The 25,758-nt window shown below is 60.1% G+C and carries 13 protein-coding genes; 10 read left to right on the forward strand and 3 right to left on the reverse strand.

Annotated elements, in window-relative coordinates; all coding sequences use genetic code 11:
• Window positions 1-61: 61 nt before the first annotated feature.
• The 6 genes from V476_RS23680 to V476_RS23705 all read left to right on the forward strand — a co-directional run bounded on the left by V476_RS23680 (window position 62) and on the right by V476_RS23705 (window position 12,174).
• On the forward strand, window positions 62-1,366 hold the full coding sequence (locus tag V476_RS23680; protein WP_024961076.1) for an MdtA/MuxA family multidrug efflux RND transporter periplasmic adaptor subunit: 1,305 nt from the start codon (window positions 62-64) through the stop codon (window positions 1,364-1,366).
• Window positions 1,363-4,473, forward strand: coding sequence for an MdtB/MuxB family multidrug efflux RND transporter permease subunit (locus V476_RS23685; protein ID WP_004417844.1), 3,111 nt, complete (start codon window positions 1,363-1,365; stop codon window positions 4,471-4,473). The genes V476_RS23680 and V476_RS23685 overlap by 4 nt, the downstream gene beginning before the upstream one ends.
• A complete protein-coding gene (locus V476_RS23690) occupies window positions 4,470-7,577 on the forward strand; it encodes an efflux RND transporter permease subunit (protein WP_004417843.1) in 3,108 nt (1,035 codons plus the stop codon). Before V476_RS23685 ends, V476_RS23690 begins: the two co-directional genes overlap by 4 nt.
• Window positions 7,574-9,037 (forward strand): efflux transporter outer membrane subunit, encoded by a 1,464-nt coding sequence (locus V476_RS23695; RefSeq protein ID WP_024961077.1) that lies wholly within the window; start codon window positions 7,574-7,576, stop codon window positions 9,035-9,037. The genes V476_RS23690 and V476_RS23695 overlap by 4 nt, the downstream gene beginning before the upstream one ends.
• Window positions 9,038-9,205: 168 nt before the next feature.
• Window positions 9,206-11,317 (forward strand): putative bifunctional diguanylate cyclase/phosphodiesterase, encoded by a 2,112-nt coding sequence (locus V476_RS23700; RefSeq protein ID WP_024961078.1) that lies wholly within the window; start codon window positions 9,206-9,208, stop codon window positions 11,315-11,317.
• Between the two features lie 110 nt (window positions 11,318-11,427).
• Window positions 11,428-12,174 carry an SDR family oxidoreductase gene (locus tag V476_RS23705; protein ID WP_024961079.1) on the forward strand — a complete coding sequence of 249 codons (747 nt, stop codon included), beginning with the start codon at window positions 11,428-11,430 and terminating at the stop codon, window positions 12,172-12,174.
• A gap of 44 nt (window positions 12,175-12,218) precedes the next feature.
• Here V476_RS23705 and V476_RS28665 read toward each other — a convergent pair whose 3' ends face one another.
• Window positions 12,219-12,377: a hypothetical protein gene (locus tag V476_RS28665; RefSeq protein WP_003402756.1), complete on the reverse strand. Its 159-nt coding sequence runs from the start codon at window positions 12,375-12,377 to the stop codon at window positions 12,219-12,221.
• 294 nt (window positions 12,378-12,671) lie between these two features.
• Between V476_RS28665 and V476_RS23710 the strand changes: the two genes are divergently transcribed.
• From V476_RS23710 to glgB, 3 genes are read left to right on the forward strand one after another with little or no spacing between them, the layout of a single operon-like run.
• The gene (locus V476_RS23710) at window positions 12,672-14,690 is read left to right on the forward strand and encodes an alpha-1,4-glucan--maltose-1-phosphate maltosyltransferase (RefSeq protein ID WP_024961080.1); all 2,019 of its coding nucleotides are present in this window, start codon (window positions 12,672-12,674) and stop codon (window positions 14,688-14,690) included.
• Window positions 14,691-14,709: 19 nt separating this feature from the next.
• The gene (gene treS, locus V476_RS23715; protein ID WP_024961081.1) at window positions 14,710-18,036 is read left to right on the forward strand and encodes a maltose alpha-D-glucosyltransferase; all 3,327 of its coding nucleotides are present in this window, start codon (window positions 14,710-14,712) and stop codon (window positions 18,034-18,036) included.
• A complete protein-coding gene (gene glgB, locus V476_RS23720; RefSeq protein ID WP_024961082.1) occupies window positions 18,033-20,258 on the forward strand; it encodes a 1,4-alpha-glucan branching protein GlgB in 2,226 nt (741 codons plus the stop codon). The genes treS and glgB overlap by 4 nt, the downstream gene beginning before the upstream one ends.
• A 30-nt stretch (window positions 20,259-20,288) precedes the next feature.
• Here the strand turns inward: glgB and V476_RS23725 are convergent, their stop codons facing one another.
• Window positions 20,289-23,003, reverse strand: a complete 2,715-nt coding sequence (locus tag V476_RS23725; protein ID WP_080360727.1) for an autotransporter family protein — start codon at window positions 23,001-23,003, stop codon at window positions 20,289-20,291.
• A 260-nt stretch (window positions 23,004-23,263) separates the two neighbouring features.
• The gene (locus tag V476_RS23730; protein ID WP_024960862.1) at window positions 23,264-24,448 is read right to left on the reverse strand and encodes an MFS transporter; all 1,185 of its coding nucleotides are present in this window, start codon (window positions 24,446-24,448) and stop codon (window positions 23,264-23,266) included.
• A gap of 163 nt (window positions 24,449-24,611) precedes the next feature.
• Between V476_RS23730 and V476_RS23735 the strand changes: the two genes are divergently transcribed.
• Window positions 24,612-25,745, forward strand: a complete 1,134-nt coding sequence (locus V476_RS23735) for a lactonase family protein (RefSeq protein WP_024960863.1) — start codon at window positions 24,612-24,614, stop codon at window positions 25,743-25,745.
• Window positions 25,746-25,758: the final 13 nt, after the last annotated feature.

Here is a 25,758-nt window from a genome sequence, read left to right on the forward strand (position 1 = left end):
CGCTTTGCTTGTAACGTAACTGTGCTTATTGTTCAGCCTTCTGAACAAACCCCCACCTGTAATGGTTGATTTATTCATGCAATCGTCTGGCTCCCGTAAATCCCGTCGCTGGTTGATCAGTTTGTTGGTCCTGTTGGTCATTGTCGCCTTGTGCTGGTGGTTCTGGCCTGCGTCCACTTCCGGCAAGGGGGCCGATAGCAACAAGAAGCCTGCAACGAGCGGGATGGCACGTCCTGGCTTTGGCGGATCGGCTGTCGCGGTTCCGGTGCGTGTGGCCCCGGCTACCGAAGGTGATTTTCCGATCTACTACAAAGCGCTTGGCACCGTGACGGCGATGAACACCATCAATGTGCGCAGCCGCGTGGCAGGGGAGCTGGTGAAGATTTATTTCCAGGAAGGGCAGATGGTCAAGGCGGGTGATCTGCTGGCTGAAATCGATCCGCGCAGCTATCAGGTGGCGTTGCAGCAGGCCGAAGGTACGCTGGCCACCAACCAGGCGCTGCTCAAGAACGCTAAGCTCGACGTGCAGCGTTACCGAGGCTTGTTTGCCGAGGACAGCATCGCCAAGCAGACCCTCGACACTGCCGAGTCGCTGGTCAATCAATACAAGGGCACCATCAAGACCAATCAGGCTGCCGTGGCTGACGCAAAACTCAGCCTGGACTTCAGTCGTATCCGTGCCCCGATTGCCGGGCGTGTCGGCCTCAAACAGCTCGACGTGGGCAATCTGGTTGCCGCAAATGACACGACAGCACTGGTGGTGATTACCCAGACTCAGCCTGTTTCCGTGGCGTTCACGCTGCCTGAAAAAGACCTGTCGAAAGTCATTTCCCGCTACCGCACCGGCGACAAGCTACCCGTTGAAGCCTGGGACCGTGGCGATACGAAGATGCAGGCTACCGGCGTACTGGCCAGTCTCGACAACCAGATCGACGTGGCCACCGGCACACTGAAGTTCAAGGCGCGTTTCGATAACAGCGACGAGGTCCTGTTTCCCAATCAGTTTGTCAACGTGCGGCTGCGCGCCGACACGCTGAAAAAAGTCACGCTCGTGCCGACCGCGGCCGTGCAGTTCGGCACCGACGGGACCTTTGTCTATGTGCTGGACGGTGACAAGAAGGTCAAGCTCAAGCTGCTCAAGACCGGCCCGAGCGACGAGACTTCCACGGTGATCACCGAAGGCCTGGCGGCCGGCGAGCGGGTGGTGCTTGAAGGCACCGACCGTCTGCGCGACGGTGCCGAAGTCGAAGTCGTCAACGACAGCAAGGAAGTGCCGGCTGGCCCGGCTCAGAAGCTGCAAGGCAAGCCTGACAGCAAGACCGACAAGTCGGCGGCGCTCGGCAAGGTGGAAAAACCAAACGTATGAACATGTCGCGCCTGTTCATCCTGCGTCCGGTTGCCACCACACTGAGTATGTTGGCAATCGTCCTGGCGGGTCTGATCGCCTATACCTTGCTACCGGTTTCGGCGTTGCCCCAGGTCGACTATCCGACCATTCGGGTGATGACCCTGTACCCAGGCGCCAGCCCGCAGGTGATGACCAGCTCCGTGACTGCGCCTCTGGAACGTCAATTCGGACAGATGCCCGGCCTGACCCAGATGGCCTCGACCAGTTCGGGCGGTGCGTCAGTCATTACGTTGCGCTTCAGCCTTGAAATCAATATGGATGTGGCCGAGCAGCAGGTGCAGGCGGCGATCAACGCGGCCACCAACCTGCTGCCAACCGACCTGCCAGCGCCTCCGGTCTACAACAAGGTCAACCCGGCCGACACACCGGTTCTGACCTTGGCGATCACCTCGAAAACCATGTTGTTGCCCAAGCTCAACGATCTGGTCGATACGCGCATGGCGCAGAAGATCTCGCAGATCAGCGGCGTGGGCATGGTCAGCATTGCCGGCGGGCAGCGGCAGGCGGTCCGGATCAAGGTCAACCCGGAGGCGCTGGCCGCCAACAGCCTCAACCTGTCCGATGTGCGTACCCTGATCAGCGCCTCCAACGTCAACCAGCCGAAGGGCAACTTCGACGGGCCGACCCGGGTGTCGATGCTGGATGCCAACGATCAGCTGAAGTCTCCGGAGGAGTACGCCAACCTGATTCTGGCCTACAAGGATGGCGCACCTTTGCGCCTGAAGGATGTCGCCGAAATCGTCGATGGTGCCGAAAACGAGCGGCTCGCGGCCTGGGCCAATCGGAGTCAGGCAGTACTACTGAACATTCAGCGTCAGCCGGGTGCCAACGTCATCGAGGTGGTCGACCGGATCAAGGCGTTGTTGCCGTCGATCACCGAAAACCTTCCGGCCGGCCTCGACGTCGTGGTCCTGACGGACCGCACGCAGACGATCCGCGCGTCGGTGACCGATGTTCAGCATGAATTGCTGATCGCGATCATCCTGGTGGTGCTGGTCACGTTCCTGTTCCTGCGTCGTTTCAGCGCGACGATCATTCCCTCGATTGCCGTTCCACTGTCACTGGTAGGCACGTTCGGCGTGATGTACCTGGCAGGCTTTTCGGTCAACAACCTGACGCTGATGGCCATGACCATCGCGACCGGTTTCGTTGTCGATGACGCCATCGTCATGCTGGAAAACATCTCCCGGCATATCGAAGAGGGCGAAACGCCCTTGCAGGCCGCCCTCAAGGGCGCGAAGCAGATCGGTTTCACCCTCATTTCCCTGACACTGTCACTGATTGCGGTATTGATCCCGCTGTTGTTCATGGCCGACGTGGTAGGGCGGCTGTTCCGCGAGTTCGCGATAACCCTGGCGGTCGCGATATTGATATCGCTGGTGGTCTCGCTGACCCTGACGCCGATGATGTGCGCGCGCTTGCTAAAGCGCGAGCCCAAGGAAGAAGAGCAGAGCCGCTTTTACCGGGCCAGCGGTGCCTGGATCGACTGGCTGATCGACATCTACGCGGGCAGGCTGCGCTGGGTGCTCAAGCATCAGCCACTGACCCTGCTGGTTGCCTTGGCCACCCTGGCACTGACGGTGCTGCTTTACATCGTCGTACCCAAAGGCTTCTTCCCGGTGCAGGACACCGGCGTGATCCAGGGCATTTCGGAAGCGCCACAGTCGGTCTCGTTCGCAGCGATGAGCCAGCGTCAGCAGGCACTTGCCGACATCATTCTCAAGGACCCGGCGGTGGTCAGTCTGTCGTCCTACATCGGTGTCGACGGTGACAACGCCACGCTGAACAGCGGGCGTCTGCTGATCAACCTCAAGCCCCACGGAGCACGGGACCTGACCGCGTCCGAGGTGATCCAGCGCCTGCAGCCCGAGGTCGACAAACTGTCGGATATCCGTCTGTTCATGCAGCCGGTGCAGGACCTGACCATCGAAGACCGGGTCAGTCGCACCCAGTATCAATTCAGCATGTCGTCGCCCGACGCCGAACTGCTGACGCTGTGGAGCGAAAAGCTGGTAGACGCGCTCGGCAAGCGGCCCGAACTGAGGGATGTGGCCAGCGACCTGCAGGACAAAGGTTTGCAGGTGTACCTGAACATCGATCGTGATGCGGCCAGCCGGGTCGGGGTCACGGTTGCGAACATCACCGATGCGCTGTACGACGCCTTCGGTCAGCGCCAGATATCCACCATCTATACGCAGGCCAGCCAGTACCGCGTGGTGCTGCAGGCTGCATCGGGCAGCGAGCTCGGTCCGGCGGCGCTGGAGCAGATCCACGTCAAGACCACCGATGGTGCACAGGTGAAGCTGTCCAGCCTGGCGCGTGTCGAGCAGCGCCAGGCTCAGTTGGCCATCGCGCACCTTGGGCAGTTTCCGGCGGTGATGATGTCGTTCAACCTGGCGCCCGACATCGCCCTGGGCAAGGCGGTGAAGGTGATCGAGGAGGTCGAGCAGGAGATCGGCATGCCGATTGGCGTGCAGACCCAGTTTCAGGGCGCAGCCGAAGCGTTTCAGGCGTCATTGTCCAGCACGCTGCTGCTGATTCTGGCGGCGGTGGTCACCATGTATATCGTGCTGGGCGTGCTCTATGAGAGCTACATTCACCCGATCACCATCCTCTCGACCCTGCCGTCGGCAGCGGTGGGGGCCTTGCTGGCTCTGCTGATCAGCGGCAACGATCTGGGGATGATTGCGATCATCGGCATCATTCTATTGATCGGTATCGTCAAGAAGAACGCGATCATGATGATCGACTTCGCGCTCGACGCTGAGCGCAACCGCGGTGTTGCGCCCGAGCAGGCGATCTACGACGCGGCGCTGTTGCGCTTCCGGCCGATTCTCATGACCACCCTGGCAGCGTTGTTCGGCGCCATCCCGCTGATGCTCGCCAGTGGTTCCGGCGCCGAATTGCGGCAACCACTTGGGCTGGTGATGGTCGGCGGGCTGTTGCTCAGCCAAGTCCTGACACTGTTCACCACGCCGGTCATCTACCTGTATTTCGACCGCCTTGGCCGTCGCTGGAGTCGCAAGCCTGCCGATCCGGACCGACTGGAACGGGCTGACGCATGAATCTCTCAGCGCCATTCATCAGCCGTCCCGTCGCGACCGTTCTGCTGAGCCTGGCGATCATGCTGCTCGGCGCGGTGAGCTTTCGCTTGTTGCCGGTGGCACCGTTGCCAAACATGGATTTCCCGGTGATCGTGGTCTCGGCCAGTCTCGCCGGTGCCAGCCCTGAGGTGATGGCGTCCACGGTGGCAACGCCGCTGGAGCGGTCGCTGGGCAGCATTGCCGGCATCAACACCATGACCAGCAATTCAAGCCAGGGTACGACACGGATCATTCTGCAGTTCGACCTTGATCGCGACATCAACGGCGCTGCCCGGGAAGTGCAGGCGGCGATCAATGCCTCACGCAACCTGCTGCCCAGCGGGATGCGCAGCATGCCGACCTACAAGAAGGTCAACCCGTCCCAGGCGCCGATCATGGTCTTGTCGATGACCTCGACAGTGCTGGAAAAGGGCCAGCTTTACGACCTGGCGTCCACCATCCTGTCGCAGAGCCTGTCGCAGGTTTCCGGGGTCGGCGAAGTGCAGATCGGCGGCAGCTCGCTGCCTGCTGTGCGTATCGAACTGGAGCCGCAGATGCTCTCCCAGTACGGTGTATCGCTCGACGACGTGCGCACGGCGATCACCAGCACCAACGTAAGGCGGCCGAAGGGGTTTGTAGAGGATGACCAGCATAACTGGCAAGTGCAGGCCAACGACCAGCTGGAAACCGCCGAGGATTATGCGCCGCTGATCATTCGCTACAAGGATGGAGCGACGTTGCGCCTGAAGGACGTGGCGAAAGTCAGCGACGCCGTGGAAGACCGTTACAACAGCGGGTTCTACAACAATGACCGTGCGGTGCTGCTGGTCGTCAACCGCCAGGCGGGGGCCAACATCATTGAAACCGTGGCGCAGATCAAGGCGCAGTTGCCCGCGCTGCGAGCGGTGCTGCCGGCCAGTGTCAGCCTCAATATCGCGATGGACCGTTCGCCGGTGATCAAGGCGACGCTGCACGAAGCCGAAATGACCCTGCTGATTGCCGTCGTGCTGGTGGTGATGGTGGTGTTCCTCTTTCTCGGCAGTTTTCGCGCCTCGCTGATCCCCACCCTGGCGGTTCCGGTATCGCTGGTCGGCACCTTTGCGATCATGCACCTGTTCGGCTTCTCGCTGAACAACCTGTCACTGATGGCGTTGATCCTCGCCACCGGTCTGGTGGTAGACGACGCCATCGTCGTGTTGGAAAACATATCCCGGCATATTCACAACGGCCTAGACCCCATGAAAGCGGCTTTTCTGGGTGCCAAGGAGGTGGGGTTCACCTTGCTGTCGATGAACGTCTCGCTGGTCGCGGTGTTCATTTCCATCCTGTTCATGGGCGGTCTGGTCGAAAGTCTGTTTCGCGAGTTTTCCATTACCTTGTCGGTGGCGATCATCGTCTCGCTGATCGTGTCCCTGACCCTGACGCCGATGTTGTGCGCGCGCTGGTTGAAGCCGCGCGAAGCCCATGGGGAAAACGCCTTTCAGCGCTGGAGCGAGCGGGTCAACGATCGAATGGTGGCAGGCTACGACCGCTCGCTGGGCTGGGTGATGCGGCATCGACGGCTGACGCTGCTCAGTCTGCTGGTCACGGTGGTGGTCAATATCGCGCTGTATGTGGTGGTGCCCAAGACCTTTCTGCCGCAACAGGACACCGGGCAACTGATGGGTTTCGTACGCGGTGACGACGGCCTTTCGTTTTCGGTCATGCAGCCGAAAATGGAGACTTTCCGCCTGTCCATTCTCGCTGACCCTGCGGTGGAAAGCGTTGCCGGTTTTATCGGTGGCAGCGGTGGCACCAATAACGCCTTCATGATCGTGCGCCTCAAGCCGATTTCCGAGCGCAAGCTGTCTGCCGAGAAAGTGGTCGAGCGCCTGCGCAAGAACATGCCGCATGTGCCGGGCGGCAGGCTGTTCCTGGCCCCGGATCAGGACCTGCAACTGGGCGGCGGTCGCGAGCAGACCAGTTCGCAGTATCAATACATCGTGCAGAGCGCTGACCTGGGCAGCCTGCGTCTGTGGTACCCGAAAATCGTCGCAGCGCTCAAGTCGGTACCCGAGCTGACCGCCATCGACGCACGGGAAGGGCGCGGAGCACAGCAGGTGACCCTGGTGGTCAACCGTGACACGGCCAAGCGGCTGGGTATCGATATGAACATGGTCACGGCAGTGCTCAACAACGCTTACAGCCAGCGCCAGGTATCGACCATCTATGACAGCCTCAACCAGTACAAGGTGGTGATGGAGGTCAATCCAAAATACGCCCAGGACCCGGTGACGCTTGAGCAGGTCCAGGTCATTACCGCAGACGGGCAGCGTGTACCGCTGTCGAGCATCGCCCATTACGAGCGCAGTCTGGCCAACGACCGGGTATCGCATGACGGTCAGTTCGCGGCCGAAAACATTTCCTTCGATCTGGCCGAAGGCGCCAGCCTCGACAAAGCCACTGTGGCGATAGAGCGGGCGATTGCCGCCATCGGGCTGCCGTCCGACATCATTTCCAAGATGGCCGGGACCGCCAACGCCTTCGCCTCCACGCAAAAGAGTCAGCCGTGGATGATCCTCGGTGCGTTGCTGGCGGTGTATCTGGTGCTGGGAATCCTCTATGAAAGCTACATTCATCCGCTGACGATCCTCTCGACGCTTCCGTCCGCAGGGGTTGGCGCATTGCTGACGATCTACGTGCTGGGCAGCGAGTTCAGTCTGATCTCCCTGTTGGGCCTGTTCCTGCTGATTGGCGTGGTCAAGAAAAACGCGATCATGATGATCGACCTTGCCCTGCACCTGGAGCGCGAACAGGGAATGACGCCGCAAGAGTCAATCCGTAGCGCCTGTCTGCAGCGCCTGCGGCCCATTCTGATGACTACGATGGCGGCCATCCTGGGCGCCTTGCCATTGCTGCTGAGCACCGCCGAAGGCGCGGAAATGCGCAAGCCGCTGGGCTTGACCATCATCGGCGGCCTGATCTTCAGCCAGGTCCTGACCCTCTATACCACCCCGGTGGTTTACCTTTATCTCGACCGTCTGCGCCATCGTTACAACAAATGGCGTGGCGTGCGTACCGATGCTGCTCTGGAAACTCCGCTATGACCGAACGCCTGGTATTCACCTCCCGCCCGACAGGGCTGATTCGTCCATTCGCGCTGGGGCTTTGTGTGGTGCTGCTCAGCGCCTGCGCTGTGGGTCCGGATTACCAGAAGCCGTCCATGGCAGCACCCGCGCAGTTCAAGGCTGCGCAGGGCTGGCGTACGGCGACGCCGAGTGACGGGATGGCCAAAGGTGCGTGGTGGGAGGTGTACAAGGACCCGCAACTGAACGCGCTGGTCGAGCGCCTCAACACGTCCAACCAGACCGTCGCCCAGTACGATGCGCAGTATCGACAGGCACAGACACTGGTGCGCAGCTCCAGGGCTGCCTTCCTGCCTACGCTTGACCTGACAACCGGCAAAACCCGCTCGGGGCAGGGCACAGGCACGTCGAATAGCGGCACGAGTGCCTCCGGGATTCGCAACAGTTACAACGCGCAACTGGGCGTCAGTTGGGAGGCCGATGTCTGGGGCAAGCTGCGTCGCGGGCTGGAGGCGGACACCGCCAATGCTCAGGCAAGTCTTGCCGACCTGGCCGCGATGCGCCTGAGTCTGCAATCGGAGCTGGTACAGAATTACCTGCAATTGCGCGTGATCGATGAACAGAAACGCCTGCTGGAATCCACGGTGGATGCCTACCAGCGCTCCCTGACCCTGACGCAGAACCAGTACCGCGCCGGTATTTCCGGAAGTGACGCTGTCGCGCAGGCGCAGACGCAGTTGAAAAGCACCCAGGCCGACCTGATCGATCTGGCCTGGCAGCGTGCGCAGTATGAGAATGCCATCGCCGTACTGATGGGGATGGCGCCGGCAGACTTCAATCTGCCCGCCAGCACCTCGATTCCGCAGTTGCCGCAGATTCCGCCAGGCCTGCCTTCGCAGTTGCTTGAACGCCGCCCTGACATTGCCGCCGCCGAGCGCTCGGTGATGGGTGCCAATGCCAACATTGGCGTGGCCAAGGCCGCTTACTATCCGGATTTCACGTTGAGCATGAGCGGCGGTTACAGCAGCAGTACCTTTGCCAACTGGATCAGCCTGCCTAACCGCTTCTGGTCGGTGGGCCCGCAACTGGCGCTGACCCTGTTCGACGGTGGCAGGCGCTCGGCCGAAGTCGATCGTACCGAAGCCGTGTATGACCAGACTGTCGCCCAGTACCGGCAGACCGTGCTGAACGGTTTTCAGGAGGTCGAGAACTATCTGGTTCAGCTCAAGGTATACGAGCAGGAAGCTGCGGTACGCCAGGAAGCGCTGGTCTCGGCTCGTGATTCGCTGCGCCTGACCAACAATCAATACAAGGCCGGGCTGATTGGTTACCTGGACGTCGTCAATGTTCAGGCCACCGCATTGAGCAACGAGCGCAGTGTGCTCAGCGTGCTGCAAAGCAGGTTGATTGCCAGCGTTCAATTGATCGCCGCACTGGGCGGAGGCTGGAATGCCGAGTCAGGTTTGACGCTCCAGGAATGAGTATTTCGGGTTCAAAAAGCAGTTTTCCAGTGAACTGTTCGCATTAATCGAAAAAATAATAGCTACTCGCCATCTTTTCGACCGGCTGCCGCGACATTTGGCCGCTAATGCGTACAATCACCCGCACAAGATCGGCATGGACGCGCTCATTGGTTTCCAGGTGCGTTTATGTTGATTGGCAGCTACATCCCTTCACTCGTCGTTATCTCGATTCTCGTCGCTATTCTTGCCGCGTATACGGCCCTCGATCTGGTGGGCCGCATCGTTTCGGCCAGGGGCCGTGCTGTAAACCTATGGACTGCGGGCGGCGCTATCGCGATGGGCGTTGGCACCTGGTCGACACATTTCATCGGTATGCTGGCGTTCGTATTGCCCATCGACCTGGGCTACGACGTGCCACTGGTGCTGCTTTCGCTGTTGATCGCCATCGGCTTTTCAGGGTTCGCCCTGTGGCTCGCCACCCAGCCAAGATTGCCCGCGCTGCAACTGAGCCTGGGTGCGGTGTTGCTGGGGCTTGGCATCAGTGCCATGCACTACACCGGCATGGCTGCAATGCGCATGCAGCCTGGCATTCAATATACGCCGTGGCTGTTCGTGCTTTCTGTGGTCATTGCTATCGCTGCGTCTGCGGCAGCATTGCGCATAGCCTTCCATCTTCGCCAGCAGCGCCCCAGGGTCTACCTGCTACGCGCCTCGGCGGCGCTGTTGCTGGGGCTGGCTGTCATCGGCATGCATTACACCGGCATGGCCGCTGCGAATTTTGCCGATGGCAGCTTTTGCGATGCGCTGCCGCAAGGGCTGAGCAGTAACGGGCTGGACCGAATCGTACTGGTCGCCAGCCTGTCGATTCTGGGAATTGCACTGTTCAGCTGTATTCTCGACTCCCATCTGGAAACACGTACCGCCGTGCTGGCCGATTCCCTGACGGAGGCCAATCTGGAACTGACCCACCTGGCCCTGCACGACAACCTGACTGGCTTGCCAAACCGGGCGCTGTTGACGGAACGCATCGATCGGGCCATGAAAAGGGCAGTTGAGACGGGTGGTTGCTTTGCGCTGATGTTCATGGACCTCGATGGCTTCAAGCCGGTCAATGATGCGTTCGGCCACCATATCGGCGACTTGCTGTTGCGGCAGGTCGCTTTGCGTCTTCGCAACAGTCTGCATCGACGCGATACGCTGGCCCGGGTCGGCGGCGACGAGTTTGTCCTGCTGGTGGAGCTTCAACATGCTGAAGATGCATTGGCCGTAGCAAGACGACAGGTCAGCGAAGTCGGCACGCCGTTCAACATTGGCGAACATCAGTTGCAGATATCTCTGAGCATCGGCATCTGCATGTACCCGGGCAACGGCAGCACCCAGCATGAGCTTCTGATCAATGCAGACGCGGCCATGTACCACACCAAGGCTGCCGGCAAGAACGGCTACAGTTTTTTCGATGCGTCGATGAACAGCAACGCCCGCAATCAGCTGCAGATGTCGCAGGATTTGCACAAGGCGATCAAACATCGGCAGTTCTGTATCTATTACCAGCCCAAGTTCGACGCCGTGACCGGGCTGCCCTTAGGCGCAGAAGCGTTGCTGCGCTGGAACCACCCGGAACAGGGTGTTCTGGGGCCGGACCTGTTCATTTCCATGGCGGAGAAAACCGGCCTGATCATTCAGATCGGCGAGTGGGTACTGGATGAAGCCTGTCGGCAAATGCGTGAGTGGTACACCCAGGGTTACTCGCACTGGCGTATTGCAGTCAACCTTTCAGCCTTGCAGTTCTGTCATTCCGGGCTGGTCACGGCAGTGGCGGACACACTGGCCCGGCATCAGTTGCCGGCTAACTGTCTGACTCTGGAAATCACCGAGACCACTGCCATGCACGATGCGGATGCCAGCCTGGCGGTGTTGAGAAGGCTTTCGGAGATGGGCGTGGACCTGTCGATCGATGATTTTGGCACCGGTTACTCCAGTCTGATGTACCTGAAACGACTACCCGCCAATGAAATCAAGATTGATCGAGGCTTTGTCCGCGACCTGGAGCATGACACCGACGACGCCGCCATCGTTTCGGCCATCGTCGCGGTAGGTCAGGCGTTGAATCTGCGAATAGTCGCCGAAGGCGTTGAAACCGCTGTTCAGCAGCGCTTCCTGACTCATTTGGGGTGTCACTCGCTGCAAGGCTTCCTGCTGGGTTATCCGTTGCCGGCCCAGCAGTTTCTCGAAGAAATCCGCGCCGCCGAAGCGAAAGCTGCAGTGGATGCGTCCGATACCGGGCAAGCGGCTTTCTGAAGCGCGCAGATGGCGCTTGACGGTAAAGGCTGTCACGATCCGAACCGGCTGGTTAACCTGCGAAGGTTGACTGGGTCCTGATGTCGGCCTTTGAAAAAACGAGACACTCCATGGAAAAAGTCCTCATTATCACCGGTGGTTCACGCGGGATCGGCGCTGCCACAGCGCGTCTGGCTGCCTCACAGGGTTATCGGATCTGCATCAACTACCTGTCGGATCATACCTCTGCCGAAAAGACCGCAGGCCAGGTGAGAGCGATGGGCGCCAAGGCGATCACCGTGCAGGCCGACGTCAGCAATGAAGACGAGATCATGCGGCTGTTTGCCAGGGTCGACTCCGAACTCGGTCGTGTCACCCATTTGGTCAATAACGCGGGCACCCTGGCGCAGGCTTCGAGAGTCGAGGACATGTCGGAATTTCGCCTGTTGAAGATGATGATGAACAACGTCGTTGGCCCGATGCTGTGCAGCAAACACGCGTTGTTACGCATGTTGCCGACGCACGGAGGGCAAGGCGGCAGCATCGTCAACGTATCGTCGCTCGCCGCACGTCTGGGCTCGGCAGGCGAATACGTCGACTATGCGGCATCGAAAGGTGCGCTGGACACCTTTACCATCGGGCTGTCCAAGGAAGTCGCGGCGGAAAACGTGCGCGTCAACGCCGTACGTCCGGGTTTCATCTTCACCGACTTTCACGCCTTGAGCGGCGATCCGTTTCGCGTCAGCAAGCTTGAGGGTGCTTTGCCCATGGGCCGTGGCGGTAAGGCCGAGGAAGTGGCCGAAGCGATTCTCTGGTTGCTGTCGGACAATGCGTCTTATGCCACGGGAACGTTCATCGATGTGGCGGGAGGGCGCTGAAGGCGTCCATACTCGGGCAGACCCCTTCAGACCCTGCTTACTCGTCACACCGTGACGGGCGGCGCATTGGCTGGCGGATCGCCAACTGGCGTTTCATTGGGCGGCGGCGTGGATGGCGGCGGCTCCTGCTCGGGCACTGGCTCGGGCAGGGCGGGGTCATCGATGTTCGGATCGGGTACTTCTACAGGGTTGGGTAAGGTCATGGTTGCAGCCTCCTTGTCGACCCTGTTTACGACTGCCTGGCATGGCCGATGATTCAATTGATTTACTTCCCGCCACAGTCGTCCCGTTGATCCACTCGATGACTGCTTCATCTCTTCGCACGACCAGCAAACATCCTCAAAACCTTTGAACTTTACCCTCGTTGACCGCTCGGAACCTAGGCAGCGGAAATAGACGAGTCGCCAGCACAGTGCGATCGTACGCTGCCATACCGTCAATTTTTCCATTGCATGGAATGCACAGGAGCGTCCCTGGGGCGTGAGGAGTGATGCTCGATGAATGAACAGCCATACGGTCCGGATTCCCTGGCCACCGATGTCCCGCAAGCAACCCTTCCGCTATCACTGACCCAGGCGCTGCAACTACCCCGCATCGTGATTGAAGACACGTTGCCGGTGATTGACGGTGGCTTGTTCGCGGCCAAGGCGATCATCGGGCAACCGGTTACCGTGACCAGCAAGGTCTATGCCGATGGGCACGACAAGATGGCGGTCAATATCCGCTGGCGTGCTGCTGATGAAGAACACTGGCACAGCGCGCCAATGCGCGAGCTGGGCAATGACAGCTGGGTTGGTGAATTCACCCCGACCTCGGTCAGCCGCCATGTGTTTCGCCTGGAAGCCTGGATCGATCAGTTCGGTAGCTATCGTTATGAGCTGGAGAAGAAGTTCGGCGCCGGCGTTCCTGTCGATCTGGAACTGGAAGAGGGCCGCATTCATCTGGTGCACGCCGCCGAGCGCAGCCAGAACGAGCAGCGCCAGCAGATCGAAAGTCTGCTGGGCCAGCTTGAACAGGGCGATAAAGACGAGAAAGTCGCGCTGCTGTTGCACAGCGAAACCGCCAGCCTGATGAAGCTGGCCGACAATCAGGCCTTCCTCAGCCGCAGCGTCGAGTTCCCGCTGGACGTCGAGCGTGAGCTTGCACAGTTTGCCAGCTGGTACGAGCTGTTTCCCCGTTCGATGACCGACGATCCGGCGCGCCACGGTACGTTCAACGACGTCCATTCGCGTCTGCCGACCATTCGCGACATGGGCTTTGACGTGCTGTATTTTCCGCCGATTCATCCTATCGGCCGCGCCCACCGCAAGGGCCCGAACAACTCCCTGACCGCAGGCCCTGATGATCCGGGCAGCCCTTATGCAATCGGCAGTGAGGAGGGGGGCCATGAAGCCATTCACCCACAGCTGGGCAGTCGTGAAGATTTCCGTAACCTCGTGAAAGCTGCAGCCGACCATGGCCTGGAAATCGCGCTGGATTTCGCCATCCAGTGTTCCCAGGATCACCCGTGGCTCAAGCAGCATCCGGGCTGGTTCTCGTGGCGTCCGGACGGCACGATCCGTTATGCGGAAAACCCGCCGAAAAAGTATCAGGACATCGTCAACGTCGACTTCTACGCACCAGACGCCATCCCCGGCCTGTGGACGGAGTTGCGCGACATCGTTCTGGGCTGGGTCAACGAAGGCGTGAAAATCTTCCGCGTCGACAACCCGCACACCAAACCGCTGCCGTTCTGGCAGTGGATGATCGGCGAAGTGCGCAGTCAGCACCCTGAGGTAATGTTCCTGGCCGAAGCCTTTACCAAGCCGGCAATGATGGCGCGGCTGGGCAAGGTCGGTTACAGCCAGAGTTACACCTATTTCACCTGGCGCAACACCAAGGCGGAACTGTCCGAGTATTTCACCCAGCTCAATGAAGTCCCTTGGCGCGACTGTTATCGTCCGAATTTCTTTGTCAACACGCCTGACATCAACCCGCGCTTCCTGCACGAGTCCGGGCGTCCCGGCTTTCTGATCCGGGCGGCACTGGCCACTATGGGGTCCGGGCTGTGGGGTATGTATTCGGGGTTCGAACTCTGCGAAGCGGCACCGATTCCCGGCAAGGAAGAGTATCTGGACTCGGAGAAGTACGAGATTCGGGTTCGCGATTACGCGGCACCGGGCAACATCATTGCCGAAATCGCTCAACTCAACCGCATTCGTCGGCAGAACCCTGCGCTGCAAACGCACCTGGGTCTGAAGCTGTACAACGCGTGGAACGACAACATCCTGTATTTCGGCAAGCGCTCGGCGGACGGCAGCAACTTCATTCTGGTTGCCATCAACCTTGACCCATACAACGCACAGGAAGCGGATTTCGAGTTGCCGCTGTGGGAAATGGGCCTGCCGGATGACGCCGCTACGTCGGGTGAAGACCTGATGACCGGTCACCGCTGGACCTGGTACGGCAAGTACCAGCACACGCGTCTCGATCCAGCTCAACCGTTTGGAATCTGGCGTATCCAGGCCGCGCAATAACACTCCCGAGGAGTCAATAATGGCCAAAAAGCCCGGTGACGCGACATTTATCAAAGATCCGCTCTGGTACAAGGATGCGGTGATTTATCAGGTTCACGTGAAATCGTTCTTTGATTCCAATAACGACGGAATCGGCGATTTCGCAGGCTTGATCGAAAAGCTCGACTACATTGCTGCGCTGGGCGTCAACACCATCTGGTTGTTGCCGTTCTATCCGTCGCCGCGCCGGGACGATGGCTACGACATTTCCGAATACCGCGACGTGCACAGCGACTACGGCACCATGGCCGATGCCAAGCGTTTCATCGCCCAGGCACACAAGCGCGGCCTGCGAGTGATCAGCGAGCTGGTCATCAACCACACGTCCGACCAGCATCCATGGTTCCAGAAAGCCCGCAATGCCAAGCCCGGTTCCAAGGCGCGGGATTTCTATGTGTGGTCGGACACTGATCAGAAGTACGACGGTACGCGGATCATCTTTCTCGATACCGAAACGTCCAACTGGACCTGGGACCCGGTTGCCGGCCAGTACTTCTGGCACCGTTTCTACTCCCACCAGCCGGACCTGAATTTCGACAATCCGCACGTGCTGGATGCGGTTCTGGAAGTCATGCGCTTCTGGCTGGATCTGGGCATCGACGGTTTGCGTCTGGATGCCATCCCGTACCTCATCGAGCGGGACGGTACCAACAACGAGAACCTGCCGGAAACCCATCAGGTGCTCAAGCGCATTCGTGCCGAGATCGACGCGAACTACCCGGACCGGATGCTGCTGGCCGAGGCCAATCAATGGCCGGAAGACACCCAGCTGTATTTTGGCGACAGCAAAGGCCCGGATGGCGATGAATGTCATATGGCTTTTCACTTTCCATTGATGCCACGCATGTACATGGCCCTGGCCCAGGAAGATCGTTTTCCGATCACCGATATTTTGCGGCAGACGCCGGAAATCCCGGAAAACTGCCAATGGGCGATTTTCCTGCGCAACCACGATGAGCTGACCCTGGAAATGGTCACCGATCGTGAGCGTGACTATCTGTGGAATTACTATGCGGCCGACCGCCGCGCACGGATCAACCTGGGCATCCGTCGGCGGCTGGCGCCATTGGTGGATCGCGATCGTCGCAGGGTCGAGTTGCTCAACAGCATGCTGTTGTCGATGCCCGGCACACCGACGCTGTATTACGGCGACGAGATCGGCATGGGCGATAACATCTACCTGGGTGACCGGGACGGTGTGCGCACGCCCATGCAGTGGTCCATCGACCGCAACGGCGGTTTTTCGCGTGCCGATCCGGCCAGTCTGGTGTTGCCACCGATCATGGACCCGATGTATGGCTTTCAGTCGGTCAACGTCGAAATCCAGGAACGTGACCCGCATTCGCTGCTGAACTGGAACCGGCGCATGCTCGCCGTGCGCAAACAGCAGAAGGCCTTCGGGCGTGGCACGCTGAAAATGCTCTCGCCGTCGAACCGCCGCATTCTTGCTTATACCCGCGAATACACAGCACCTGACGGACACAGTGAAGTGGTGTTGTGTGTCGCCAACGTTTCCAGCGCCGCCCAGGCTGCAGAGCTTGAGTTGTCTGCCTATGCAGGCACTGTGCCGGTGGAAATGCTCGGCGGCAGCGCATTCCCGCCTATCGGCCAGTTAAGCTACCTGCTGACGCTGCCGCCGTACGGCTTTTACTGGTTTTTACTGGCTTCGGAGAATCAAATGCCCAGTTGGCACGTTGAACCCGCGCAGAGCATGCCGGACTTCCCGACTCTGGTGCTCAAGAAGCGTCTGGAAGAGTTGCTCGAAGAGCCACTGCGCAGCACCATGGAAAACACCTCGCTGGCGGTTTACCTGCCTAAACGGCGCTGGTTCGCGGGCAAGGACAAGGCAATCGAGAAGGTCAGCATTGCCTACGCCGTGCGCTTCGGCGATGAAGCGCATCCGGTACTGCTCAGCGAGATTGAAGTCACTGCCGGCGGGCAGACCGATCGCTATCAACTGCCGTTCGGCTTGCTGGCCGAAGACGATATCAGCAGTGCATTGCCGCAGCAGCTGGCACTGGCCCGAGTACGTCGCAACCGCGATGTCGGGTTGATCACGGATGCATTCACCCTGGAAACCTTCATCCGTGCCGTGATTCAGGGCATGCAGTCGGATACGGTCATACCCTGTGCCGACGGCGAGTTGCGTTTCGAGCAAAGCTCACAGCTGGCGCCCCTCGGCCTGAACGCCGAGTCGGAAGTGCGCTACCTGTCTGCCGAGCAATCGAACAGTTCGGTAGTGGTGGGCAGCAGCCTGGTGCTCAAGCTGATTCGCAAAGTCAGCGCCGGGACACATCCCGAGCTGGAAATGGGCGCGTTCCTGACCCAGGCCGGCTTCAAGAACATTTCACCGCTGCTGGGCTCTCTGGTACGCGTCGGCAATGACGGTCAGCCCAATCTACTGATGATCGCCCAAGGGTATTTGAGCAATCAGGGCGATGCGTGGGAGTGGACCCAGAACAATCTCGAGCGTGCGGTACGCGACGAGCTGGCACATGGTGTTTCCGGCCAGGAACAGCATTACAACGCATTGCTCGAACTCGCGGACTTCTCGCGCAGTCTTGGTCAGCGCCTGGGTGAGATGCATCAGATCCTCGCGTCGCCCACTGACAATGCGGATTTTGCCGTTGAGGTCACCAGCAGCCAGGACAGTAAGGCCTCCGGGGCCAGCGTCAACGCTCAGCTCGAGCGCGCCTTGCAATTGCTGGAACAGCGCATGGGCGAGCTGGAGAAGGACGATCAGCAACTGGTCAGGGACTTGCTCGCGCAGCGCAAGCAGATCCGTCAGCGCGTCGAAGGCCTGGCCAAGCGCTCCGCCGGTGGCCTGCGCATTCGTGTGCATGGCGATCTGCATCTGGGGCAAGTGCTGGTGGTCAAAGGCGATGCCTACCTGATCGATTTCGAGGGTGAGCCGGCCCGCGCACTTGAAGAGCGCCGTGCCAAGCACAGCCCGTTCAAGGATGTCAGCGGTGTCCTGCGCTCCTTCGACTACGCTGCGGCGATGGCTGTACGCAGTGCGCAAAGCGTCGACACGTCGCCCGAGGCGGCCGAGGCGCGCAAACGTGTGGCCGATACCTACCTGGCGCAAGCGCGGGAAACCTTTATCGAGGGTTATCGCTCGGCGACCACCGGCATTGCCCATGCCTGGAAAGATGCGAAAGGGGAGGACGCTGCACTCGAGCTGTTCACCCTTGAAAAAGCTGCTTATGAAGTGATCTACGAAGCCGAGAACCGTCCAGCCTGGCTGGCCGTTCCCTTGCAAGGCTTGCGTGGACTGCTGCAATCGTCTGATGGAGAGTCAATATGAATGCGCCTGATAAAGCCGGCACGCGCCACCGCGCGATTCCCGCTGCTGTGGACCTCGACGCGCTGATCCGTGCTGAACACCGTGACCCGTTCTCTATCCTCGGCCCGCATGGCGATGGCGGCAGCGGGCAGTACGTCCGCGCCTATCTGCCCGCAGCCTTGAGTGTCCGCCTGCTGGCCAGGGATGACGGTCGCGAACTGGGCGAGATGGAAATGAGCGAAGTGCCGGGGTTTTTCGTCGGCCACCTCGAGCATCCGCAGCCTTACCTGCTGAAAATCAACTGGGCCGGTGGTGAACAGATCACCGAGGACCCCTACAGCTTTGGCCCGCTGCTGGGCGAGATGGACCTCTACCTGTTTGCCGAGGGTAATCATCGCGACCTGAGCAGCTGTCTGGGCGCGCAGGTCACCAGCGTCGATGGCGTGGACGGTGTGCGTTTTGCGGTCTGGGCGCCCAATGCGCGTCGTGTTTCGGTGGTTGGCAGCTTCAACAGTTGGGATGGCCGTCGCCATCCGATGCGCATGCGCCACCCGACCGGGGTATGGGAGATTTTCGTCCCGCGTCTGCAGCCCGGTGAGGTCTACAAGTACGAGATTCTCGGTGCTCACGGGATTCTGCCGCTGAAAAGCGACCCGATGGCCCTGGCCACCACACTACCGCCCGATACCGCGTCGAAGATCTCTGCGCCGTTGCAGTTCGAGTGGAGTGACCAGGAGTGGCTGCAATCAAGGGCAGACCGTCACGAAGTCACTGCACCGTTATCAATCTACGAGTTGCACGCCGGCTCCTGGCAAATGGAGCAGGTCGACGACAATCAATGGCGGCAGTACAACTGGCGTGAACTGGCTGATCGACTGATTCCTTACGTCAAGGAACTTGGCTTCACGCACATCGAGCTGATGCCGATCATGGAGCACCCGTTCGGTGGTTCATGGGGCTATCAACTGCTGGCCCAGTTCGCGCCCACTGCCCGTTACGGTTCGCCGGAAGATTTCGCCTTCTTCGTCGACGCCTGTCACCGCGCTGAAATCGGCGTCATTCTTGACTGGGTTCCGGCGCATTTCCCGACCGATACTCATGGTCTGGCGCAGTTCGACGGTACTTGCCTGTACGAGTACGCCGACCCCAAGGAGGGCTTCCATCAGGACTGGAACACCCTGATCTACAATCTGGGACGCACCGAGGTTCATGGCTTCATGCTTGCCTCGGCACTGCACTGGCTCAAGCATTACCACATCGACGGTCTGCGCGTGGATGCGGTGGCGTCGATGCTGTACCGCGACTATTCGCGTAATGCAGGCGAATGGGTTACGAATCGCTTCGGCGGCCGCGAAAACCTCGAGGCCATCGACTTCCTGCGTCATTTGAACGACGTGGTTGCACTGGAAGCCCCTGGGACCATGGTGATTGCAGAAGAGTCGACCGCCTGGCCGGGTGTCAGCGAGCCGACCCAGCAGGGTGGGCTTGGCTTCAATTACAAGTGGAACATGGGCTGGATGCATGACTCGCTGCATTACATGGAAGAGGACCCGATCAACCGTGGGCATCACCATGGCATGCTGACCTTCAGCCTGGTGTATGCGTGGTCCGAGCGTTTTGTACTGCCTATTTCCCACGACGAAGTGGTACACGGCAAACATTCGCTGATCGACAAGATGCCGGGTGACCGCTGGCAGAAATTCGCCAACCTGCGCGCTTATCTGTCCTTCATGTGGACGCACCCCGGCAAGAAGCTGCTGTTCATGGGCTGCGAATTCGGCCAATGGCGCGAGTGGAATCACGACAGGGAGCTGGACTGGTACTTGATGCAATATGCCGAGCACGTGGGCGTGAAGAACCTGGTCGGCGATCTGAACCGCCTCTATCGAGACGAAAAGGCGCTGCACGAGCGCGATGCAGACCCTGCCGGCTTCCAGTGGCTGGTCGGCGATGACAGTGCCAACAGCGTGTTTGCGTACCTGCGCTGGAGCAACGAGGGTGAACCGCTGCTGGTGGTCGCCAACATGACCCCGGTGCCGCGCATGGACTACCGCCTTGGCGCACCGATGCGAGGTGCATGGACGGAGTTGCTGAACAGTGACGCGGAAACCTATGCAGGCTCCAACTTTGGCAATGGTGGCGAGGTCATGACTGAAGCCGAGCCGGCGCATGGGATGGAGGATTCGCTGGTGCTGAATCTGCCACCACTCGCGGTGCTCATCCTCAAACCGAAGAAAGACTGACCAAGTCGCGTCCCCGCGCTGACGGTCGTGCTACCACACCAGCCTGAACCCCAGGCTGGTGTTCACTCCCTCCGCTCCATGCTCGCCCAGATCGCCCAGATAATCAGCGCTCAAGTGCAGACTGGCGTTGCTGCTCAATATCGCTACCATCCCTGCGCCAATACTGCCCGTCGTTGACCGATGCGCGGTTCTTATCTGCTCTGCGTGATCGAAGGTCAGCGTGTCATGGCCGTCTTTGGTGTGCCAGAGGTTGGCGCGCAGATAAGGCTCTATCGGTACGCTGCTCACTTGATAGTGTCCCTTGAAACGCACGCCGATGCGCCCTGTGGTGTACGCCTGACTGTCGAACCCGAGATGGGCAATGCCGTCATCCTGATCCTGCAGGTCTACGCTTTGGTAGATGATCTGTAACTGGGGCTCTGCAACCCAGCGCTGTGAGAGCGGCAGCGGATAACCTGTCTCGACAGACAGGCTCATGACGTGGCCTTCAGTGTCGACACCGATGCCCCTGACAGAGCGGCTGCGGCCATCCAGGCGTGTGCCCATCGCCACTGCGTCGACGTATCCGCCATTCGGTGTGGTCAGCGTCCAGTAGGCGCCCAGGCTCTCGCCCTGCAGTTTCAGATGCCCTGTCCGGTAGTCGCTGAAACCTTCTGCAAAACCCTTCACCTTGCCGTCCAGACGGTTATGCGCGACGAACAGGCCGGCGTGCTGAGTCTGCCCGCTGTCCTGTTGCCAAACATACAGGGCATGGCCTATCTGATAACCCTTGAATGAAGCGTCCAGGCCAGGGCTCACGTCTCCCGACCAGCGTTGCCTGAAGTCGCTGCCGAACACGCGCGCCCAACCCGCTGGCGTCGTGCCGTTTTGCGTCAGCAGGGCTTGATCCCCCTGACGTTCATGAAAGGTGCCCAGTGAGCTCAGGGCCAGGACCGCAGCGGCAGGAGCCACCACGGAGTAGTTGGCGACCTCGGGCCGGTACAGCGCGATGGGCGCGGCTCCGCGAACGGGTTCAGGCAGTGGCGGGGTTCCTATCGCGGGGACTGGCAGCGTGACTGCTGGCGTGACAGGGGGTGGGCTGTTCGGCTCGGGCTCGGGTGCAGGGTTTGGGGGAGGGTCAGGTACAGGTAGTGGTGTGGGTGCAGGTTCGGGAGCAGGCTCAGGCTGCGGTGTAGGTGTAGGTGTAGGTGTAGGTGTAGGCTCGGGAACAGGAACAGGTGTTGGCAGTGGGGTTGGCTGCGCAGGTTCTGGGGTGGGCTCGGCAGGAGCAGGAGCTGGCGTTGGCGGGGCAATCACCGCGGAGCGCAGGAACCAGCTGTTCTCAGAGCCGGCAGTCGCGCCGCCCTTGAACAGGTAATACTGATAAGCACCTGCAGACAGCGGATTTTGCAACGAAAAGGCACTGCTTTCGCTGGTTGCTCCGTTGATGGCTTGTACCACTTCGATGCCATTGCCGCGGGTCAGGGCGCCCAGCCCACCCGAGTTGCTGACGATCATGCGTGTAGAACCGCTGATTCGACCCTGTGCCACGACCAGTCGGTCGCTGTCGGATGCATCATCGCCCAGTGCCGATAGCAACAGCAGTCGCCCGTTCTGGCCGGTGTAATTGCCGGTCACCGTCAATGTGCCAGTGAGCGAACGGCCTGCATCGCTGACGTCCAGCGTTCCGGCATTCTCCAGTGAGGCAAGGGAACCGGCGCTGAACGGCGCAATGCTGCCCGAGGTCGAGGTCAGCGTACTGGCGGAATCGATGTTCAGAACGCCGGTGTCACTCACGCTATCGCCGAGTACCAGCGTGCCGGCCAGATTCAGCTGCGAGCCGTTGCTCACGTTGACCGTTTCCCAGTTGGCATAGCGACCCGGCTGTGATGATACGGTGTTATCGAAGGTCAACAGGTCGTTGCCCGGGCCGCCGTCGAGCAGCGGGTTGGCGCTCAGGTAGTATTCGCTCAGGTTGTAGAGGCGCGCCGTATCATTGCCATCGGCCATCAACACGTTGCTGCGTGCGTAACCGCCGTTCAGCCAGTTGAAATTGTCATTGCCAACGCTGGTGCGAACTTCGCCACGAATCTCGCCGCCACTGAGGGTGACCAGGTCGTCACCGCCACTGACGCTGACATTGCCGCCAACAATGCCGCCCGACAAGGTAATCGTGTCCCGGCCAAAGCCGGTGACCAGATTGTTGATGATGGTGCTACCGGACATCTCGAATACATTGTTGTCCAGCTTCATGTCCACGCGACCGATGCTGCCCCCGGTCATCACTGCAACGTCGCCATCCTCGAACGCGCGGGTGAGGGTGCCGCCGGTCATGAGGAAGGTATCCCGCCCATCACCTTGGGCCAGAGCGCCCAGCGTGCCGCCGCTCATGACAAAGTCGTCGGGATCATCGCCTTGGTTCAGATCGCCGCTGACCTCACCCGCAGAGAGGGTGAAGCGGTCAATCCCCGCCCCTTGGATTACGTTGCCCAGAATGCGCCCCGACTGCATGTCCACGCGATCCATTCCCGGACCGAACAGGACATTGCCGGACACGGTGCCCGTTCCGCCCAGCGGGAAGATCAGCACGTGGTCGCCGTTGAGCGCGCTAAACGGCCCGCTGCCACCGCCGTCACAGACCTGAGTACCCGCCGATGGAAAGGAGGAAAGGCTGCAGGCGCCTTCGGCCCAGGAAGGGATAATTGCCAGTATCACCACCGGCAGCACGTTGCAGGTCTGATAAAAATGGACACAACGGATTTTCATGACAGCACTCCCGTCCAGGCTGGCAGCAGGGAGGCAATCGAGAGGGATCGAGGCGCCAGACTGCTACGCAAAGCGGCGTCTCACCCAGGTGGGCGACGAACACTTTGCAAGCCTGTTTCGAGGCTCGCACTATCAAGTCAAGAAGTCGTTGCTGAATGCGTCAAGAAGTTGACCGACCGACGGCGGGATTTAAGCTTTATCTACTAACTATTGGAACTACAAGCGAAAAGCTTATGCCGCAAAGGTACTGTTGCGGCCGATCATTGCGCTTGAGCGGCGTGCCGCGACAACCAGATTGTCAGGGCCAGCGCGCACACCGATAGCAGGGCTGCATAGAAAAATATCCAGTCATAGCCCTGGCCCAAGGCAATTGCGCCCATTGCCGGCCCTGCGATTGCCAGTGCCAGGTCGAAGAATACCGCGTAGGCGCTCAGGCCGGCGCCGCGGCTAGGGGTGGGCACGCTCTTGATAGCCTCTACGCCGAGCGCCGGGTAGACCAGCGACAGCCCCACGCCGGTCAGTCCGGCCCCTGCAAGGGCAACGCCGCTGCTCGGAGAAAGCCAGAGCATCAGCAGTCCACAGATTTCTACCGCCATGCACAGGATGGCCGCGTTATAGCCGCCCAGCCGATTGATCGCGCCGATGAACAGCAGGCGGGCGAGGATAAAGCACACACCGAACATGCTCAGGCAATAGGCCGCGCCTTCCCAGCCACGATCCAGGTAGAACAGGGTGATGAAGGTGGTCAGCGTGCCATAGCCGATCGACGATAGGGTCAGCCCCAGACCGTAGGGTGCGATCCGGCCAAACACCGACCAGTAGGGCAGGCGCTCACCGACAATGATGGGCACCGACGGCTTGTCGCGAATCAGCCTCAGTGCCAGCCCGGCCATTACCATCATGGCAATACCCAGGCTGTTGAAGCCAATGCCATCGATGACCACTACGCCCAGCGGTGCACCAATGGCGATCGCCCCATAGGAGGCGATGCCATTCCACGAGATTGAGCGTGCAGTATGCTCCGGGCCGATTTTGCCGATGCACCAACTGATGGTGCCGACCCCGATAAGCCCCTGAGAGACACCGAGGAACAGCCGCGCGACGATGAGAATCGACAGGCTCAGCGTGGCAAAGTCGTGCAGCAGTGTGGCCAGCAAGGTCATGCTGCCACTGATGACGATGCCCCAGAGCCCGAACACGATAGAGCGCTTGCTGCCCAGGGTATCTGTGGCACGGCCGGCGAAAGGTCGGCTGAGCAGGGTGGCGAGGTACTGCGAGGCGATGGCCAGACCGGCAATCAGCGGGCTGAAACCCAACTGGTCATGAACATAGCCGGGTAATACCGCGATAGGCAGGCCGATGCACAGGAAGGCGATGAACGTGTAGAAAACGATGGAGACGATCTGCAGGGTGATCGTCATGGATCCGGGGTGTGCGGCAGGCATTGGGCTCTTCGCTGGCGGGCGGTGGGAGTGCCTCATCATGGCGTGCGTCTTGGATAAATGAAAGCAGGCTAACGGTATTATGCGGCTGCTTATCAGACAGTTGCCGTTGTGAGGATATGGTCATAGGATGACTGATCACATCACAATAATAAAAAGGCTCGTCATGAAAAATATTCTGTTGCTGGCCGCTGCAGTCGGTTGTTCATTAGGCCTGAGTGCCCAGGCGACCACCTTCGCTTACATTTCCAGCCCCACCGATGGGCTGATTTCTCAATACCGTCTGGATGAAAAGAGCGGGGCGCTCAGCCTGGTCGAGCAAACCAGGGCGGGTGACCAGGTCAATCCGATGGCCATCACGCCGGATGGCAAAGCGTTATTTGCGGCGTTGCGCGCCAAGCCGTATCAAGTGCTGAGTTTCAGCATCGAGCCTGGCACCGGACACCTCAAACCGCTGAGCCAGGCGCCGCTGGCCGAGAGTCTGGCGTACCTGTCTACCGATCGTAGCGGACGCTTTCTGTTTGGTGCGTCATATGGCGCCGACTTGCTCAGCGTCCAGCCCATCGATGCGCAGCACCGCCCGAGCGACAGCATTCAGACTTACAAGACCGGCATGCACGCACATTCGGTGCGCACCGATCCGAGCAACCGGTTTGTGTACGCCGGTAACCTGGGCGTCGATCGTGTGCTGCAATACCGCCTGGAGCCCAAGGACGGCAAGCTTGTCCCCATCGGCGAGGGCTATGTCGCCGTTCCCGAGAATACCGGCCCGCGCCACCTGACCTTTTCGTCCGACGGCAAGTTTCTGTATGTCGTCGGTGAAATGAGTGGCACCGTCACGGCCTTCGCGATCAATCAGAAAACCGGTGCGTTGAAGCAGACCAGTCAGGCAGACGGTATTCCCAAACGCTTGAATCTGGCGCCGGGACAGGCTCGCGATGCGCGCAACAACGACCTCAAGGATGATCCGACGCCGCGCATCTGGGCCGCGGATATTCGCCTCGCGCCGAACGGCAAATGGCTGTTCATCAGTGAGCGCACCAGCAGCAGCGTGTCGGTGTTCAAGGTTGAGCCCACCAATGGCAAGGTGGCGTTCGTTGACAATTACCCCGTTCAGGAAAAGCAGCCGCGCAACATCGCTGTTTCACCCAATGGGCGCTGGTTGCTGGTGAGTGGCGAGAAAAGCGACAAGGTGGGCAGTTACGCCATAGGCGAGAAGGGTGCCTTGCAACGGGTCGGCGAAGCGCCCTCGGGCAAGGGTGCGCTGTGGATTGAAATGCTCAGCCAGCCAAGCGAGTAAGTGCTCTGAAACT

The organism is Pseudomonas syringae KCTC 12500, assembly GCF_000507185.2.
In the GTDB taxonomy this organism is placed as follows: domain Bacteria; phylum Pseudomonadota; class Gammaproteobacteria; order Pseudomonadales; family Pseudomonadaceae; genus Aquipseudomonas; species Aquipseudomonas syringae.